The following is a 14,906-nucleotide window of genomic DNA, read 5'->3' as shown; positions in this document are numbered from 1 at the left end:
TCATCGCACGAACCGGGTGCGGCGTGCGGGCCGAAGGTCGTTTTCGGGCGGCGGGTCCGGATGCAATGGGCATAGCCAATGGCCGGGTCTAGACCGCATCGCGGTCGGGCGAAGTCGGCCGATGGCTTGATTTGAAAGCCGCTTTCGTGCGTTCGCGGATGCGTTGAAAGACCACATAGAGCATCGGCACCATGAATATCCCGATCGAGCTCGCGGCCAGCATGCCGGCAAACACCGCCGTGCCCACCGCGCGACGGCTGAGCGCGGCTGCGCCCGTTGCGACGACGAGCGGCAGCAGGCCGAGGATGAAGGCGGCCGAGGTCATCATGACGGCGCGAAAGCGCATATGGGCGCCCTGGACTGCGGCCTCATCGAGCGCCATCCCCGCCTCGCGCTGCTCCTTCGCGAATTCGACGATCAGGATACCGTTCTTGGCGGCGAGTGCGATCAGGACCACCAGGCCGATCTGGCCATAGAGATCGAGGTTAAGCCCGGCGACCTTGATGCCGAGATAGGATCCGAGCACGCCGACGACGACCGAGAGCAGCACAGGGATGGGGATCACCGTGCTCTCATAGAGCGCGACCAGGAACAAATAGGCGAACAGGACGGCGAGCATCAGCACGATGCCGGTCTGGCCGGCGGCCTGTTGCTCCTGATAGGCGGTGCCGGTCCATGCAAAAGTGTAACCGGACGGCAGCACGGCATCGGAGATCTCAGTCATGGCAGCCATCGCGGTGCCCGAGGAGATGTTCGGCGCCGGGCTGCCGTTGACGGTCACCGAGCGATAGTTGTTGTAGCGGGTGATGACCTGCGGTCCGGTGACGATCTTCAGCCCGGCCAGCGATCGCAGCGGCACCATCTCGCCGGTGCTGTTGCGCACATAGATCCGCCAGATGTCCGAGGTGTCGGCCCGGTCGAACGCCTCGCCTTGAAGATTGACCTGCCAGGTTCGGCCGAACAGGTTGAAATTGTTGACATAGATGCCGCCGAGCGTGGCCTGCAGCGCGGTGAAGATGTCGCTGATGGTGACGCCCAGCGCCTGGGCCTTGCGGCGGTCGATATCGAGATAGAGCGACGGGTTGGTCGCGGTGAATGTCGAGAACACGCGCGCGAGCCGTGGATCGGCATTGGCGGCGCCGATCAGCGCGTTCGTCACGCTGGAGATCGCGGCCGGACTCTGTCCCTCCAGCGCCTGCAGCTGATATTCGAATCCGCCTCCGGTCGAGAGCCCGATGATCGGCGGCAGGTTGAACGGCAGCACGTTGGCCTCTCGAATCTGCGCGCCGGCTGCAAACATCCTGGCGATCAGCGCCTGCGCCGAATCCGCCGCCGCCTTTCGGTCGGCGAAGGGTTTCAGGCGCGCCACCACCAGCGCGCTGTTCGGCTCCGAGGCGCCGTCGAGCAGCGAAAAGCCGATCACCGCCAGGACGTGGTCGACGGCCGGTATCTGTTTCAGGATGTCTTCGACCTGCTGTGTGACCGCGCTGGTCCGCGCCACCGAAGCGCCATCGGGCAACTGCACCGAGGTGAAGAAGGCACCCTGGTCCTCTTCCGGCAGGAAGCCCGTCGGCGTGACCAGCGACAGGCCGAAGATCCCGCCGGCAAAGACCGCGACGAGCAGCAGTGACAAGGCGGCCATACGCACCAGGTGGCGGACGCCGCCGCTGTAGCGATCGCGCACCCAGTCGATCCCGCCGAGCACGCGGCCGATGAGACCTCGGCGCGGGCCGCCGTGGCGCAGCAGCAGGGCGCACAGCGCCGGCGAGAGCGTGAGCGCATTCAATGCCGAGATCATCATGGCGGCGCTGATGGTCACCGCGAACTGACGGAACAGCGTGCCCGAGATGCCGGGAATGAATGCGATCGGGACGAACACCGAGAGCAGCACCAGGGTGATGGCGATGATCGGCGCGGTGATCTGCCTCATGGCCTTCTTGCTGGCCTCCGCCGGCGACAGGTCGGGCTCTTCCGCCATGACGCGCTCGACGTTTTCCACCACGACGATGGCATCGTCGACGACGATGCCGATGGCGAGCACCATGGCGAGCAGGGACACGGTGTTGGCCGAATAGCCGAAGGTCAGCAGGACGGCGAAGGTGCCCACCAGGCTGACCGGTACGGCGACGGCCGGAATCGCCGTGGCTCTGAGGTTTCCGAGGAACAAATAGACCACGACCACCACGAGGACGAACGCCTCGCCCAGCGTCCGCAACACCTCCGCGATTGTGTCGCGGACGAAACTCGTGGAGTCGTATTGCACGAGATAGCTGAGGCCTGCGGGAAACCGGGCGGACAGCCGCTGCATCGTCTCCGCCACCGCGCGCGCGGTGGTCACCGCATTGGCGCCCGGCGCGAGATAGATCGCGATCGGGACGGCGGCGCGCCCGTCGATCCGCGCTTCGCTGTCGAGATTTTGTGCGCCCATCTCGACGCGGGCGACGTCCTTCACCAGCAGCGATGATCCGTCCGGATTGGCGCGCAGCACGATGTTGGCGAATTGGTCGACGGTGGCGAGCCGGCCCAGTGTCTGCACGTTGAACTGGAACTGCTGATCGTTGCTGATCGGCCGCGCCCCGATACGGCCGACGGGAGCCTGGACGCTCTGCGCGCGGATTGCGGCGATCACATCCGTCGGGGTCAGGCCGAGGCTGGTGAGCCGCTGCGTATCGAACCAGATCCGCATCGAATAGTTCATCTTGGCGAACAGATTGGCCTGGCCGACCCCGGGCGTGCTGGCAATCGCGTCGAGCACGTTGATGATGGCGTAATTGGTGATGAAGAGCGGATCCTGCCGGCCATCGGCACTGTACAGCACCAGAAACTGCAGGATCGAGGAGGATCGCTTCTGCACCGTCACGCCCTGCTGCTGCACCTCCGTGGGCAATTGCGACAGCGCGCTCTGCACGCGATTGTTGACGTTGACGGTGTTGATGTCGGGATTGGTGCCAAGCGCGAACGAAACCGTCAGCGTGTAGCTGCCGTCGTTGGCGCTGGTCGATTTCATGTACAGCGCGCGGTCGACGCCGATGACCTGGGCCTCCAGCGGCTGGGCGACGCTGCTCTCCACCACTTCGGCCGAGGCGCCGGGGAAGGTCGCGGCCACGGTGACCTGAGGCGGCACGATATCCGGAAACTGCGCCACCGGAATCTGCGTGAGCGCCAGCGCGCCGGCGATGGTGATGATGAGAGCGATCACCATCGATAGCCGCGGGCGGTCGACGAAGACGTCCGATATCATGGGCTGCCGTCCGCCGGGCGTGTCGGGAGGAGGGTGCCGTGGTCGGCCGGTGGCGCCGGTCCGGTCGCTGCGCCCTTCATGCTCGACAGAATGAGTGCGCTTGCCGGATCCGGGGTGACGGTCTGGCCGGCACGAACCCGCTGCAGGCCTTCCGCGATCACCTTGTCGCCGGCCGCAAGCCCGTCGATGACCGCGGCAATCGTCGTTGTCGATTGTCCGAGCTGAATGCGCCGCTGCTCGGCCTTGTTGCCCGTGCCCACCACGAGGACGTAGTCGCCCCGCTGGTCGGACAGCACCGCCGAGCGCGGGATCGCCAGCACCTCGATGGGCTGGACCCCTTCGAGCACGACGGTCACGAACTCGCCGTCCGTCAGCTCGTGGGTGATGACGCCTGCCGCGGAGGAGGCGCGCAGGATCGGATTGGCGATCTCACCCCGCACCGTGATCGTGTCGGTGTTTTGCGCGATGCTGTTGTCGACGAAGTTCAGCTTGCCGGACTGGCCGTACATGCGCCCGTCGGGCAGCCGCAATCGGATCACCACCGCCTCAAGTCCGCCTTGCGGACCGTATCGCTCGCGCAGCTCGAGTCCCTGGCGCAGCGGCACGGGAAACGTGACGTACATCGGATCCTGGCTGACGATCGTGGTCAGCACGCCCGACGAGGGGCTGACGATGTTGCCTTCCGTCACCGCCGTGCGTCCGATCTTGCCGTCGATCGGCGCGCTGATCACGGTGTAGTCGAGGTTGATCTGCGAGGCCTGGACCTGCGCCTGCGCGGCCTGCACCTGGGCTTCCAGGCTGCGCTGGTTTGCAATCGCGGCGTCATAGGTCGACTGCTGCCCGGCCGGTCCGCCGAGCAGGGTCCGTGCGCGCTCGGTCGTCAGCCTTGCATTCTCCAGCGTGGCCTCGAGCTGCGCCACCTGCGCCTTCTTGGCCGCAAGATCGGCTTCGAATGGACCGCGCTCGAGGCGATAGAGCTGGTCACCTTTCTTGATCTCCGCGCCCTCGTTGAAGAGCCGCTGTTCCAGAAAAGCGGTGACGCGGGCGGCAACGTTGACCCGGTTGATCGCCTCGATGCGGCCGAGAAACTCGCTGCTCTCGGTGATCGGACGCCGTGTCGCTTCGACGATCCCGACTGAAGGCGCGGAGGCGGCAGGCTGCGTCCGGGCGGCCCCGCCGGTCAGCACGATCATGAGACCTGCCGCCAGCAATCGGATCGGGACGTCCGCATGGTTCATCGTCCGCTCCTTGCTCCAGGCTCAGAACAGCGGACTGGGTCAGTCTCGCGCGGCCCTGTCGCTGCGCGCGGGTTCGTCGTAGCCCTTGCGATGGCTGTAGAACATCAATGCGATCAGGCCGCAGCCCGACACCAGGACGAGGACCGCGGCCCCGGCCAGGATGACGTTGCCGTAGACCGGCATCGCCGGCGTCGAGCGCCAGACCGACACGCAGAACCAGGTCGCCGCAACGAGAAGCGCGGCCAGCACGGCGGCGAGGACCCATTGGTAATTGTTGCGCACGATTCCCTCCATCACCTTGGCAAGGGCTCGGGACGCGTCCTAGCGCCAGCGCCATCCGCAATGACGACGACCGCGATGCCACCAGCACACCCAGCGGCGACGACGACGCGGCGGTGGGGGACGCCAACCGGGACGCGGTGGCGGGGCGCCCCAGCCCGGGCTGCCCCAGCCCGGGCCGGGTCCCGGTCCCCACTGCGCCGGCATGACAGGGAGCGCTGACTCGCCGGCCCGTCCGGGATCGGGGTCGACCGGCATCGCCTCCGCGACGCCGATGAGGCGCGCGCCGACGGTGCCGATTGCGGCCGCGGCAATGGCATTCGTTGCAAGACCGAGGAAGGCGCGGCGGTTGGGAGCAATCATTGTGCTTCTCTCCTTTGTGACTCGGCCGTCCGCAGCGACTGCAGCGCATAGAGCAACCAGGCGAGGCCATGCGAGATCAGGTCGACACCGAGCAGGAAGCCAAGCGCCCAGACGCTGATGTCGGGGAAGCCGAACAGGATCAGCACGCCGGCGATGACGGCAAAGATGCCGGAGATCAGCATCATCCAGCCGTTCTGATGCCAGTAGGCAAAACTCAGCACGCACCGAATGACGCCGGACGCGAACAGCACCGCGCCGAGGAAATAGGTCAGGATCAGCGCGCCGGAGGCCGGTTGGGTCAGCAGGATGAGGCCGAAGACGAGGTAGAGCGCGCCGAGAACGATCCGCCACAGGAAGCCGCCCCATTCCTTGGTCCAGAACGCATGCGCGATCTCGAATCCGCCGGCGGCGATCGCGGTCAGTCCGATGAACTTGACGCTGATGATGGTGGCAAAGGCGAGGTCGCCGAGCGCAAAGAAGCCGGCGGCAATCAAGACCGCGCCGAGGAGCGCACAGACCCAGAGTGGCGGAGGGCCCAGCGCTGCGATGCCGGACCGGCTGTCATAGGCTGTCATGCGATCCTCCCGGACAACGATGGTTCCATCGACAGATGGTGAATCCTAGCGGCGAACCCGCCATGCCGACATCAGACGAAACCCTGAGCCGCCGGGCGGTAATGTTCGCATCCCCCTTCGGGTCTGTACCCGGTCGGACGCAAGATGATCCCGCGGGACCTCACTGCAGGAATTGCCGGAAGCGACGCAGCGACAGGAAGAACAACAGTCCGCCGATCACCAGCAATGCTGCGAGCTGCGGCCACACGACGGCGAGCCCGGCACCGCGGAACAGGATGGCCTGGGCCATGATCACGAAATGGGTGTTCGGCGCGGCGAGCATGATGTTCTGGATCAGCTCGGGCATGCTCTCCCTCGGTGTCGTGGCGCCCGACAACATCTGCAGCGGCATCAGCACCAGCATCAGGAGCAGACCGAATTGCGGCATCGTGCCGGCGGATGTGGCGAGAAAAATGCCCATGCTGGTGGTGGCAAAGAGATAAAGAGCGGTGCCGCACAGAAAGAGCGGGACCGAGCCGCCGATCCGGACGGCCAGCAGTCCCTGCACGACAAAGATGAGCGACACGCTGGCCGCGACGAGGACGACTAGGCCCATCGACCAGATCTTGCTCGCCATCACCTCGAAGGGTGTCACCGGCATGACCAGCAGATGCTCGATCGTGCCGTGCTCGCGTTCCCGGATCAGGGCCGCCCCTGTCAGGATGATCGACAGCATCGTGACGGAGGAGATGATGTTGTTGATGGCTCCGAACCAGCTCTTGTTGAGTTCGGGATTGAAGCGTGCGCGCAGCGCCAGGTCGATCGGCAAGGGGGCAGCCGAACGATAGCGGGACAGGAACTCGCTGACCTCGTCGCTGACGATGGACTGGATATAGCCGCTTCCCGTGAAGGCCTGCGACATCCGGGTCGCATCGACATTGAGCTGGATGGCCGGCGATCTCCGCGCAAGCAGGTCGCGCTGGAAGTTGGGCGGGATGTTCAGCGCGAAGGTGTCGAGGCCCGCGTTCATGCGGCTCATCATGTCCGATTGCGATATCAGTCGCGGAACCGCGAAATAGGGCGGGCTGAACGCCGTGATGATGCGCGTGGCGGCGGGCGACTTGTCCTCGTCGACGATGGCCAGTGCCGCCTGGTTGAGCGTTTCCGGCTGGGCCCTGGAGGCGGTGTAGATCGAGACGGTAAAGGCATAGATGATCAGTGCGAGCATCATGGGATTGCGCACGAGGCCGCGCAATTCCTTGACGCCGAGCTGAACGATGTTGCCTCCGCGCATCTAGTTCGCCTGCTTTCTGAGGAGCGCGACGCCGAGGACGAGCAGCACCGGGATGGTTACGAGAAGTGCCAGGAACGGTCCGGAGAGATCGCCGAAGTCGAGCCCCTTGGAGAACGTGCCGCGCGTGATGGTGACGAAGTGCGCGGTCGGATAGATCCGCCCGATGATCGCGCCCGCGCCCTGGAGCGAGGATACGGGATCGACGAGCCCCGAATATTGCGTGGCCGGAATCATGGTGAGCAGCGCGGTCGCGAAGATCGCGGCAATCTGGCTCGTCATGAATGACGAGATCACCAGACCCATCGCGGTGGTGATGACGACGTACAGGAGCGCGGCCGATGTGAACACGACGAAGCTGCCCGTGAAGGGGACACGGAATATGAATACCGCAAAGGCGGTCAGCAGGAAGAAGTTCAGCATGGCGAGCGCGACATAGGGAAGCTGTTTGCCGACCAGGAACTCGATCCGCGTCACCGGCGTGACGTAGAAATTGATGATCGATCCGAGCTCCTTCTCGCGCACGACGCTCAGCGTCGCCAGGATCGCCGGAATGATCAGCAGCAGGAGCGGGATCACGGCCGGCGCCATCGCGACGATGCTCCGGATGTCGGGGTTGTAGAGGAAGCGGACCTCGAGCTGGAAGTCGCCGGTCGTGGCGGCATCGCCATAGAGCAGCCGGGCGCGTTGCGCCAGCCAGGTCGCGTGCATCGCCTGCACGTAGCTGCGCACCGTCTCGGCACGCGACGGCATTGCGCCGTCGACCCATGCACCGATCTGAACGTTGCTGCCGCGCGCGACGTCGCGGCCGAAGCCCGGAGGAATTTCAATGGCGAGGCTGAGTTCGCCGCTGCGCATGCGGCGGTCGAGATCGTCATAGTCGGTGATCGGGGCGAGCTCGGTGAAGTAGCGCGAGCCGGCGATCTGGAGGATATAGTCCCGGCTGACTGTGGTGTCGTCGCGGTCCATTGCGGCGAAGGAGAGGTCTTCGACGTCCATGTTGATGCCATAGCCCATCACGAACATCAGGATGAGGCTGCCGAGGATCGCGAGGGTGGCGCGGATCGGATCGCGCTTGAGCTCGAGCGCTTCCCGTTGCGTGTAGGCGAACATGCGGCGCGGATCGAAGAAGCTCAATGCGCCATGCACCGCTCCGTGCGTCTTTGCGGTTGCGGGGGTGGCCGTGTACGGCGCGGGAGCTGCCTTGGTCGTTTCCGTCGCGGCGATCGCGTCCTTGAGATAGGCGACGAAAGCCTCCTCGAGGCTTCCATTGCCGCGCCGTGCCGCGATCCGTTCCGGTGTATCGCTGATCATGACCTTGCCGGCATGCATCAGCGAGATGCGGTCGCAGCGCTCCGCCTCGTTCATGAAATGGGTGGAAACGAAGATCGTGACGCTGTCCTGTCGCGACAGGTCGGACAGGATCTGCCAGAAGCCGTCGCGCGCCACGGGATCGACGCCCGACGTCGGCTCGTCCAGAATCAGGATATCGGGCGCATGGATCATGGCGACGGCCAGCGACAGGCGCTGGCGAACGCCGAGCGGGAGGGCGTCGGGCAGGGCGTCGATCACCCTGGTGAGATCGAAGCGTCCGGCCATGGCGTGGACTCGATCCTCGATCGTATCGGGTGCGAGCCGGAAAAGGCGCGCGTGCAGCTCGAGATTCTGGCGAACCGTCAGCTCCGAATAGAGCGAGAACGCCTGCGACATGTAGCCGACGCGATGTCGGACATCCATGTCCCTGGGATCGACCTCGCGCCCGAGCAGCCAGGCATCGCCCTCGCTGGCCGGCAACAGTCCGGTCAGGACCTTCATCGTCGTGGTCTTGCCGCAGCCGTTGGAGCCGAGAAAGCCGAAGATCTCGCCGCGGGCGATGCGGAAGCTGACATTGTCGACCGCCGTGAAGTCGCCGAATCTGACGGTGAGATGCTTGGCCTCGATCGCGATGTCATCGTCGTGATCGCTTGCGCGAGCCGGGATCACCACCTCCCTGTGGTCCCGTCGCTGCTGCTCGGGCAGCAGTGCGATGAAGGCGGCATCGAGATTGTCGGTGCCGGTCTGTCGCAGCAACTCGGCCGGTGTCCCGGTGGCGAGCACATGCCCGTCATTCATCGCAACCAGCCAGTCGAACCGCGCCGCTTCCTCCATGTAGGCGGTCGCGACGATGACGCTCATGCCGGGGCGATCCTTCCGGATCTCGTCGATCAGCTCCCAGAACTGGCGGCGCGAGAGTGGGTCGACGCCGGTGGTCGGCTCGTCGAGGATCAGCAGGTCGGGATCGTGGATCAAGGCGCAGCAGAGCCCGAGCTTCTGCTTCATGCCGCCGGACAGCTTGCCCGCGGGCCGGTCAGCGAACGGCGCAAGGCCTGTATTCCCCAGGAGCTCCCGAATTCTCTCCTCGCGCTCGCGCCTGTCATGACCGAACAGGCGGCCGAAGAAATCGACATTCTCGAATACGGAGAGCGTCGGGTAGAGATTCTTGCCGAGGCCCTGCGGCATATAGGCGATCTGCGGGCAGGTCCGCCGCCGGTGGGCGGCGTCGGCCATGTCTCCGCCGAGCACGTGAACGCGGCCATCCTGGATCGCGCGAGCCCCGGCAACGAGCGAGAGCAGGCTGGATTTGCCGACGCCGTCGGGTCCGATCAGGCCCACCATGCGTGCCGCGGGAATCTCGAGGGCGATGCGATCGAGTGCGCGGATCGCCCCGTAGTGCAGGCCGACCGCCTCGAGGCGTATCACCGGCGCGAGCGAGGATCGAGGTTGAGACGCGTTGTTCATTTGACGAGGCGTCCCGTCAGCTCTGCCGGCCACGCGGCGTTGGAATCGATGCGGACGAAGGCGCGGCCGGGCAGGCCGGTTTTGACCTGCTCGATGTTTCGCCGCAGCAGCTCCGGCGAAATATGCGCCCTGACGCGGAACATCAGCTTCTGCCGCTCCTCCTCGGTCTCGACCGTCTTCGGCGTGAACTGGGCAACGCTGGCAACGAACGTCGCCGTGGCCGGGATGACCCATTGCGGCGCGGCGTCGAGGATGAGGCGGACCTCCGAACCGATCGCGACGCGGCCGGCCTGCGCCGTCGGCAGGAAGAAGGTCATGAAGACATCGCCGAGATCGACGAGATTGAGCACGCGTCCGCCGGCGCTGAGAACCTCGCCCGGCTGGGCGACGCGAAACTGGACGCGCCCGTCGCGGGGTGCGCGGAGTGTCGAATCGTTGAGATCGGCCTTGATGCTCTCGATGGCCGCTTTCGCCGCTTCGACCGCAGCCTCCGCATCGATCACCTGCGCCTCGGCCGCACTGATGGCGGCGCCCGAGGCGGCGAGCTGGGCCTCTGCCGCCGCGACGGCTGCACGGGCGCCGTTGGCAGCCGCGCGGTCGTCGTCGAGCACCTGCTGAGGAACGGCATTGGTTCTGATCAATTGCTCGGAGCGTTGCAGCTTTCGATCGGCAGCGTCCAGCTCTGCACCGCGTTGGTCGACAACGGCTGTTGAGGCTTTCTTCTCGGCCTGGCGCTGGGTCACGAGGCTCCGGGCGGTCTCGATGCCGATCGTGGCTCGCCGTAACTGGGCCTCGGCCTGGCGGTACTGCGCCTCGAGCTGCACGGTATCCATCTGTGCGAGCGCCTGTCCCGCCGAGACCAGATCGCCTTCCCGCACCAGGATGTCGCGGATGCGCCCCGGCGTCTTGGTGGCGATGTCGATCTCGACGGCCTCGATGCGCCCGTTGCCGCTAGCGAACCCGCTCGGAAGTCTGTCGCCTCCAAGCGTCTGCCAGGCGAAGTACCCGCCTGCGCAGACAGCCGCGACGAGGATGGCGATCAGCCAGCGTTTCCGATTGCGTGTCATGGTCCAGGTCGTTTTCATCGAACCACCAGACAGGATGCGGATTATTGCGGGCCTCGCGGTCCCAACGTCAGATGGGTCACGCCAGCCGCGAGATTGAGCCCGATCGAACGTTCGATCGAGATCGGCTGCAACATCACGCTCCTCCGCGAGCCGCCGATCAGGACGTTGGCGCCGAGGCCGGGGCCCAATGCAAAATTGCCGCTCGCGCCGACATAGCTGCCGCGCAGCGTGCCGGGGCCAATCCGCGAATTCCGGGCGAAGACCGCCCAGGACAACGTGCCGGCGCTGGTCACGCCGAGGTCTAGCCCGACGCGCCTGATCCGACCCTCGTAGACGTATTGCCGGGGCGGACGTATCGCGCTGAACACGCAGCGCATCGCCTGTGTCGATCCCAGCACCAGCCCGACGCGAGGCTCGGAGAAGCACAGCAGCCTGCCAATCCTGAATCTCTCGGCGCGCGCGGACGTGGTGGTGCAAAGAACGGTCAACACGCAGATGACCGCAACATAGCGCAATGTTCGCATTCAACCCTCCGTCTGGTGTTGGGCTCTCGTCGTGCCGCGCGACGGGCGGCTGTCCTGGCGCAGCCAGAACGAGATCGCGAGACCGATCAGCAGCACGGCGCCGAGCAGGAAGAAGAAGATGGACTGCTTCAGCCAGGATATCGCCGGGACGGCCGCGCCCATCGCAAGGCCGAGAAAGGCGATCTGCAACGACAGCAGGCTGATGCCCGCAAGGAACGTGCCGAGCGCAAGCAGCGTCAACAGCACGAGACCGGTCGCCGGGGTTGGAAGCATCTGCTGGACACCGGAGACCAGCATGATGTTCATCGTGATCAGGACCGCGATCCAGTGCAGCGCCTGGGTCCACACCAGGCGGATCTGCCTGTCCCTGCCTTCGGTCTCCGGCCATTTGGTGATGACGCAGACGACGCCGATGGCAAGCGCCAGGAATTCCCAATAGCCGACCAGCGGTTGGTGCGAGACGTTCGTATAGGCGACGCCTGCGATGGCGAGCAGCAAGGCAACGGCGTATGGAAGCTGCTGCCAGAGAAAACGGCCGGCCCCTGCGCGCGTCAGGGGAGGCTCGGGAGCATCGCGTTGCTGTGCATCGGTTTCGCTCATGGTGGGTCACTCACGATTTTCGGTTGCCGGCGCGCGACCGTCGCCGAGATAGTCCTCGACGTAGAACCGGATGATCGCGACCCGCCCGACGGCGACGAGCGGCATCGCCAGCGCAATGCCCATGACGCCGAACAGGGCACCGAGCAGGACGATCGCAACCAGCGTCCAGGCGGGCGGTGTCTCGACCGCCCGGCGCTGGATCAGGGGGCCGATCACGTAGCCCTCGATCGACTGGATGATGGTGTAGACGGCGACGGCCCAGATCAGCAGCGAGGCGCCGAGCGGCATCGCCACGAGCGCGATCGGGATCGCGGCGACGATCGGCCCGAGATAGGGGATGAAATTCGACAAGCCCGCCTGCAATCCCAGCAGGAACGGTCCCGGTAGCCCGATGAGATAGAGCGCCGGCCAGACGCAGAGCGTCATCAGGATGATGCGGATCAACTGGCCGACGAGCCATAGCCGCATGACGTTGCCGATTTCGTCCATCACGGCGCGCATGCGGGCGCGGTAGGATGGCCTGACCAGCACGACCAGGCTCTCGCGGTGGCTGGTGGGATCGAAGGCAAAGAGAATCCCCAGGAACACGACCACGAGCACACCGGTCAGAAGACTCGAGGCACCCCCCAGCAGGAATTGCGCGTGGCTGAGAAACCGGCCCTGATCGGCGAACAGCCATTGGGCGAAGTCGCGCCCCCATTCCGGGCCGAGCAGGTCCACGCCATAGGACAACAGGTGCTCTTGCAGAATATCGACCTGGGCATCCATGACCTTCAGCAGCAGGCGCGTCTGCTCCGGCAGCTTGCCGGCGCCCCAGACCAGTCCAAAGCCCGACAAGGCTGAGAGCAGCAGGAGAACGAATGTCAGACGCCAGATGCGGCTGAGCGGAAGGACCGGCGCCAGAGCCCGCGCCGCGGCATCCAGAAAGGCTGCGAACAGCACCCCCGCGAAGACGATGAGGAGGCTGGACACCGTTTGCCACACCAGGAACAGGGCAACGGCTGCGGCGAGCAAAGTGAGGCCGATCGCGAGCAGGCTCGGCCCTCCGGCTTGCCCGGATTCGTCGACGGGGCTCGCGTGCAGAACGACCCCGTGGACTCGCTCTGGTCCGATCCTGGAATCGCTCATTGATCGGTCCGCCGTCATGTGGCCTTGTCTCAGGTGCGAACGCGGCGGCTGCCATAATGCGGATGCTTGCCGCCGCGATGACGCCAATAGCGGTGCTTGACCGGATTTGTATTGGTGTTGGGTCTTGCATCGCTTGGCGCAGCCGCGCCGGTTTGCTTCGGCGCCGCCACGGTGCCGTCCTTCGGCTGAGCCACGGAAATGGTCGACGGCGCGGCGACGGCCACCACTGCGCTCAGCATCAAGGTGCGATACACGGTCCAGATGTTCATACTCGCCTCCATGCGGTCAGCGACAATCGGTCAGATCGAGATGGCTCCGACAGCCAGCCCATAGATTCCGGCGCCGGCGGCGATAGCGATCGCCGCGAACAGGACGGACTCAACCGGCCTGAACAGCCTCTCCTTGCGCTCGCGCTTGGCGATCAGGAACAGCAGCGTTCCCGGCGCGTAGAGGATTGCGGACAGCAGGAGAAATTTCGGTCCGCCGGCGTAGATCATGCCGGCCGCGTAGAGCGTCGCGACCGCTGCGACGATCCCGTCGGTGGTGCGGGCGCGCTCGCCGGCATCATAGGTCGCGCCGGTCGATGCGAGCTTCAGGCCGTACGCCGCGACGAGAAAATACGGGATCAGCGTCATCGCGCTCGTCATCTTCAGGGCGAGCGTGAAGGCATATTCGGCGAACCAGCTCACGAGGAGAAATGCCTGTATCACGCAATTCGTGAGCCAGAGCGCCCCGACAGGAACCTTGTGCGCGTTCTCGCGCGCGAGAAAGGCCGGCATGGTGCGCTGGTTCGCCGCCGAGTGCAGGATCTCGGCCGCAAGCAGCGACCAGGACAGGTAGTTGCCGAGGATCGAGATCAGCAAGGCGATGCTGATGAACACGCCGCCCCAGCGGCCGACCATCGCTTCCATCACGCCCGCCATCGACGGTGTCGGCAGGTCCGCGAGACCGCTCCGCGGCAGGATGCCGTAGGACAGGAGCGTCACGAGCACGAGAAGACAGAGCACCGTCAGAAAGCCGGTCACCGTTGCGATGCCGATGTCGGCACGCGTCCTGGCATAGCGCGAATACACGCTCGCGCCCTCGATGCCGACGAACACGAACACGGTGAGCAGCATCGTGCCACGGACCTGGGACAGCACGTCCCGGGCGTCCGGCCGCTCCGCACCCCAGAAATTCCCGGAGAATACTTCGCCGTTCAGGGCGATCGCGGCCACGATGATGAACAGCACGATCGGAATGATTTTCGCGAAGGTCGTGGCCGTGTTGAGCGCGGCAGCCCCCTTGATGCCGCGCAGCACCAGGACATGGACGCTCCACAGCAGCAGGGACGCCGAGGCGATCGCGGTCGGCGTCGTGCCGTCGCCGAAGACGGGGAAGAACTGCCCGAGCGTGGCCTTGATCAGGATGAGGCAGGCGACGTCGGCGAGACAGCAGCCGATCCAATAGCCTACTGCAGAGGCAAAGCCGATATAGTCACCGAAGCCGTCCTTGGCGTAGGCGTAGATGCCGGCGTCGAGCTCCGGCTTGCGGCGGGACAGCGACTGGAACACGAAGGCCAGCGTCAGCATGCCGGTGCCGGCAATCACCCAGGCGATGATCGCGCCGAGCGCGCCGGTGGTGCGTCCGAACTGGGCCGGCAATGCGAAGATGCCGGAGCCGACCATCGACCCGATCACAAGCGCAATCAGCGCGTTGCGCGAGAGTTTCTGATCGGCCTCGTTCGCCGCCATGACGGATGGCCTTCCAATCCAAGGCGGCCGCAGTTGCAGCGACCGCCTCATGCGCGGACCTTAGAGGGCCGCACCCCGTGCGCCCATCAGGGATTCTCTGTAGGGAGCAG

13 protein-coding genes are annotated in these 14,906 nt (G+C 65.5%); all 13 read right to left on the bottom strand.

Annotated features, from left to right (window positions below; all coding sequences use genetic code 11):
- Positions 1 to 88: 88 nt before the first annotated feature.
- Entirely contained in the window at positions 89 to 3,241 is a 3,153-nt protein-coding gene (locus IQ16_RS21565; protein WP_145831734.1) for an efflux RND transporter permease subunit, read from the bottom strand.
- Entirely contained in the window at positions 3,238 to 4,479 is a 1,242-nt protein-coding gene (locus IQ16_RS21560; RefSeq protein WP_018642543.1) for an efflux RND transporter periplasmic adaptor subunit, read from the bottom strand. The genes IQ16_RS21565 and IQ16_RS21560 overlap by 4 nt, the downstream gene beginning before the upstream one ends.
- A 39-nt stretch (positions 4,480 to 4,518) precedes the next feature.
- A complete protein-coding gene (locus IQ16_RS21555; RefSeq protein ID WP_244635792.1) occupies positions 4,519 to 4,761 on the bottom strand; it encodes a hypothetical protein in 243 nt (80 codons plus the stop codon).
- A gap of 39 nt (positions 4,762 to 4,800) precedes the next feature.
- On the bottom strand, positions 4,801 to 5,121 hold the full coding sequence (locus tag IQ16_RS21550) for a twin-arginine translocation signal domain-containing protein (RefSeq protein WP_145831732.1): 321 nt from the start codon (positions 5,119 to 5,121) through the stop codon (positions 4,801 to 4,803).
- Complete coding sequence (locus tag IQ16_RS21545) at positions 5,118 to 5,696, bottom strand: HdeD family acid-resistance protein (RefSeq protein ID WP_018642545.1); 579 nt, start codon at positions 5,694 to 5,696, stop codon at positions 5,118 to 5,120. The genes IQ16_RS21550 and IQ16_RS21545 overlap by 4 nt, the downstream gene beginning before the upstream one ends.
- A gap of 160 nt (positions 5,697 to 5,856) precedes the next feature.
- Positions 5,857 to 6,969, bottom strand: a complete 1,113-nt coding sequence (locus tag IQ16_RS21540; RefSeq protein WP_018642546.1) for an ABC transporter permease — start codon at positions 6,967 to 6,969, stop codon at positions 5,857 to 5,859.
- A complete protein-coding gene (gene rbbA / locus IQ16_RS21535) occupies positions 6,970 to 9,744 on the bottom strand; it encodes a ribosome-associated ATPase/putative transporter RbbA (RefSeq protein WP_018642547.1) in 2,775 nt (924 codons plus the stop codon).
- Complete coding sequence (locus IQ16_RS21530; RefSeq protein ID WP_026311915.1) at positions 9,741 to 10,811, bottom strand: HlyD family secretion protein; 1,071 nt, start codon at positions 10,809 to 10,811, stop codon at positions 9,741 to 9,743. Before IQ16_RS21530 ends, rbbA begins: the two co-directional genes overlap by 4 nt.
- Positions 10,812 to 10,852: 41 nt before the next feature.
- Positions 10,853 to 11,335: a DUF992 domain-containing protein gene (locus tag IQ16_RS21525; protein WP_026311916.1), complete on the bottom strand. Its 483-nt coding sequence runs from the start codon at positions 11,333 to 11,335 to the stop codon at positions 10,853 to 10,855.
- Positions 11,336 to 11,935 (bottom strand): hypothetical protein, encoded by a 600-nt coding sequence (locus tag IQ16_RS21520; RefSeq protein WP_018642550.1) that lies wholly within the window; start codon positions 11,933 to 11,935, stop codon positions 11,336 to 11,338.
- A 6-nt stretch (positions 11,936 to 11,941) separates the two neighbouring features.
- Positions 11,942 to 13,063 carry an AI-2E family transporter gene (locus IQ16_RS21515; RefSeq protein WP_020607846.1) on the bottom strand — a complete coding sequence of 374 codons (1,122 nt, stop codon included), beginning with the start codon at positions 13,061 to 13,063 and terminating at the stop codon, positions 11,942 to 11,944.
- A 29-nt stretch (positions 13,064 to 13,092) separates the two neighbouring features.
- Positions 13,093 to 13,332 carry a hypothetical protein gene (locus IQ16_RS21510; RefSeq protein WP_018642552.1) on the bottom strand — a complete coding sequence of 80 codons (240 nt, stop codon included), beginning with the start codon at positions 13,330 to 13,332 and terminating at the stop codon, positions 13,093 to 13,095.
- A gap of 30 nt (positions 13,333 to 13,362) precedes the next feature.
- Complete coding sequence (locus IQ16_RS21505; protein WP_018642553.1) at positions 13,363 to 14,796, bottom strand: basic amino acid/polyamine antiporter; 1,434 nt, start codon at positions 14,794 to 14,796, stop codon at positions 13,363 to 13,365.
- Positions 14,797 to 14,906 lie beyond the last annotated feature (110 nt).

This window comes from Bradyrhizobium huanghuaihaiense, assembly GCF_007830635.1.
Taxonomy (GTDB): Bacteria; Pseudomonadota; Alphaproteobacteria; order Rhizobiales; family Xanthobacteraceae; genus Bradyrhizobium; species Bradyrhizobium huanghuaihaiense.
Note: the sequence above shows the minus strand (reverse complement) of the source record. Positions and strands in the feature narration are given on the sequence as shown.

What these genes read in the sequence shown, in the direction of transcription:
- IQ16_RS21545 (WP_018642545.1), bottom strand. Translation starts at nt 5,696, where the DNA reads ATGACAGCCTATGACAGCCGGTCCGGCATCGCAGCGCTGGGCCCTCCG.
- IQ16_RS21520 (WP_018642550.1), bottom strand. Translation starts at nt 11,935, where the DNA reads ATGAGCGAAACCGATGCACAGCAACGCGATGCTCCCGAGCCTCCCCTG.
- IQ16_RS21550 (WP_145831732.1), bottom strand. Translation starts at nt 5,121, where the DNA reads ATGATTGCTCCCAACCGCCGCGCCTTCCTCGGTCTTGCAACGAATGCC.
- IQ16_RS21510 (WP_018642552.1), bottom strand. Translation starts at nt 13,332, where the DNA reads ATGAACATCTGGACCGTGTATCGCACCTTGATGCTGAGCGCAGTGGTG.
- IQ16_RS21525 (WP_026311916.1), bottom strand. Translation starts at nt 11,335, where the DNA reads ATGCGAACATTGCGCTATGTTGCGGTCATCTGCGTGTTGACCGTTCTT.
- IQ16_RS21540 (WP_018642546.1), bottom strand. Translation starts at nt 6,969, where the DNA reads ATGCGCGGAGGCAACATCGTTCAGCTCGGCGTCAAGGAATTGCGCGGC.
- rbbA (WP_018642547.1), bottom strand. Translation starts at nt 9,744, where the DNA reads ATGAACAACGCGTCTCAACCTCGATCCTCGCTCGCGCCGGTGATACGC.
- IQ16_RS21505 (WP_018642553.1), bottom strand. Translation starts at nt 14,796, where the DNA reads ATGGCGGCGAACGAGGCCGATCAGAAACTCTCGCGCAACGCGCTGATT.
- IQ16_RS21530 (WP_026311915.1), bottom strand. Translation starts at nt 10,811, where the DNA reads ATGACACGCAATCGGAAACGCTGGCTGATCGCCATCCTCGTCGCGGCT.
- IQ16_RS21565 (WP_145831734.1), bottom strand. Translation starts at nt 3,241, where the DNA reads ATGATATCGGACGTCTTCGTCGACCGCCCGCGGCTATCGATGGTGATC.
- IQ16_RS21515 (WP_020607846.1), bottom strand. Translation starts at nt 13,063, where the DNA reads ATGAGCGATTCCAGGATCGGACCAGAGCGAGTCCACGGGGTCGTTCTG.
- IQ16_RS21560 (WP_018642543.1), bottom strand. Translation starts at nt 4,479, where the DNA reads ATGAACCATGCGGACGTCCCGATCCGATTGCTGGCGGCAGGTCTCATG.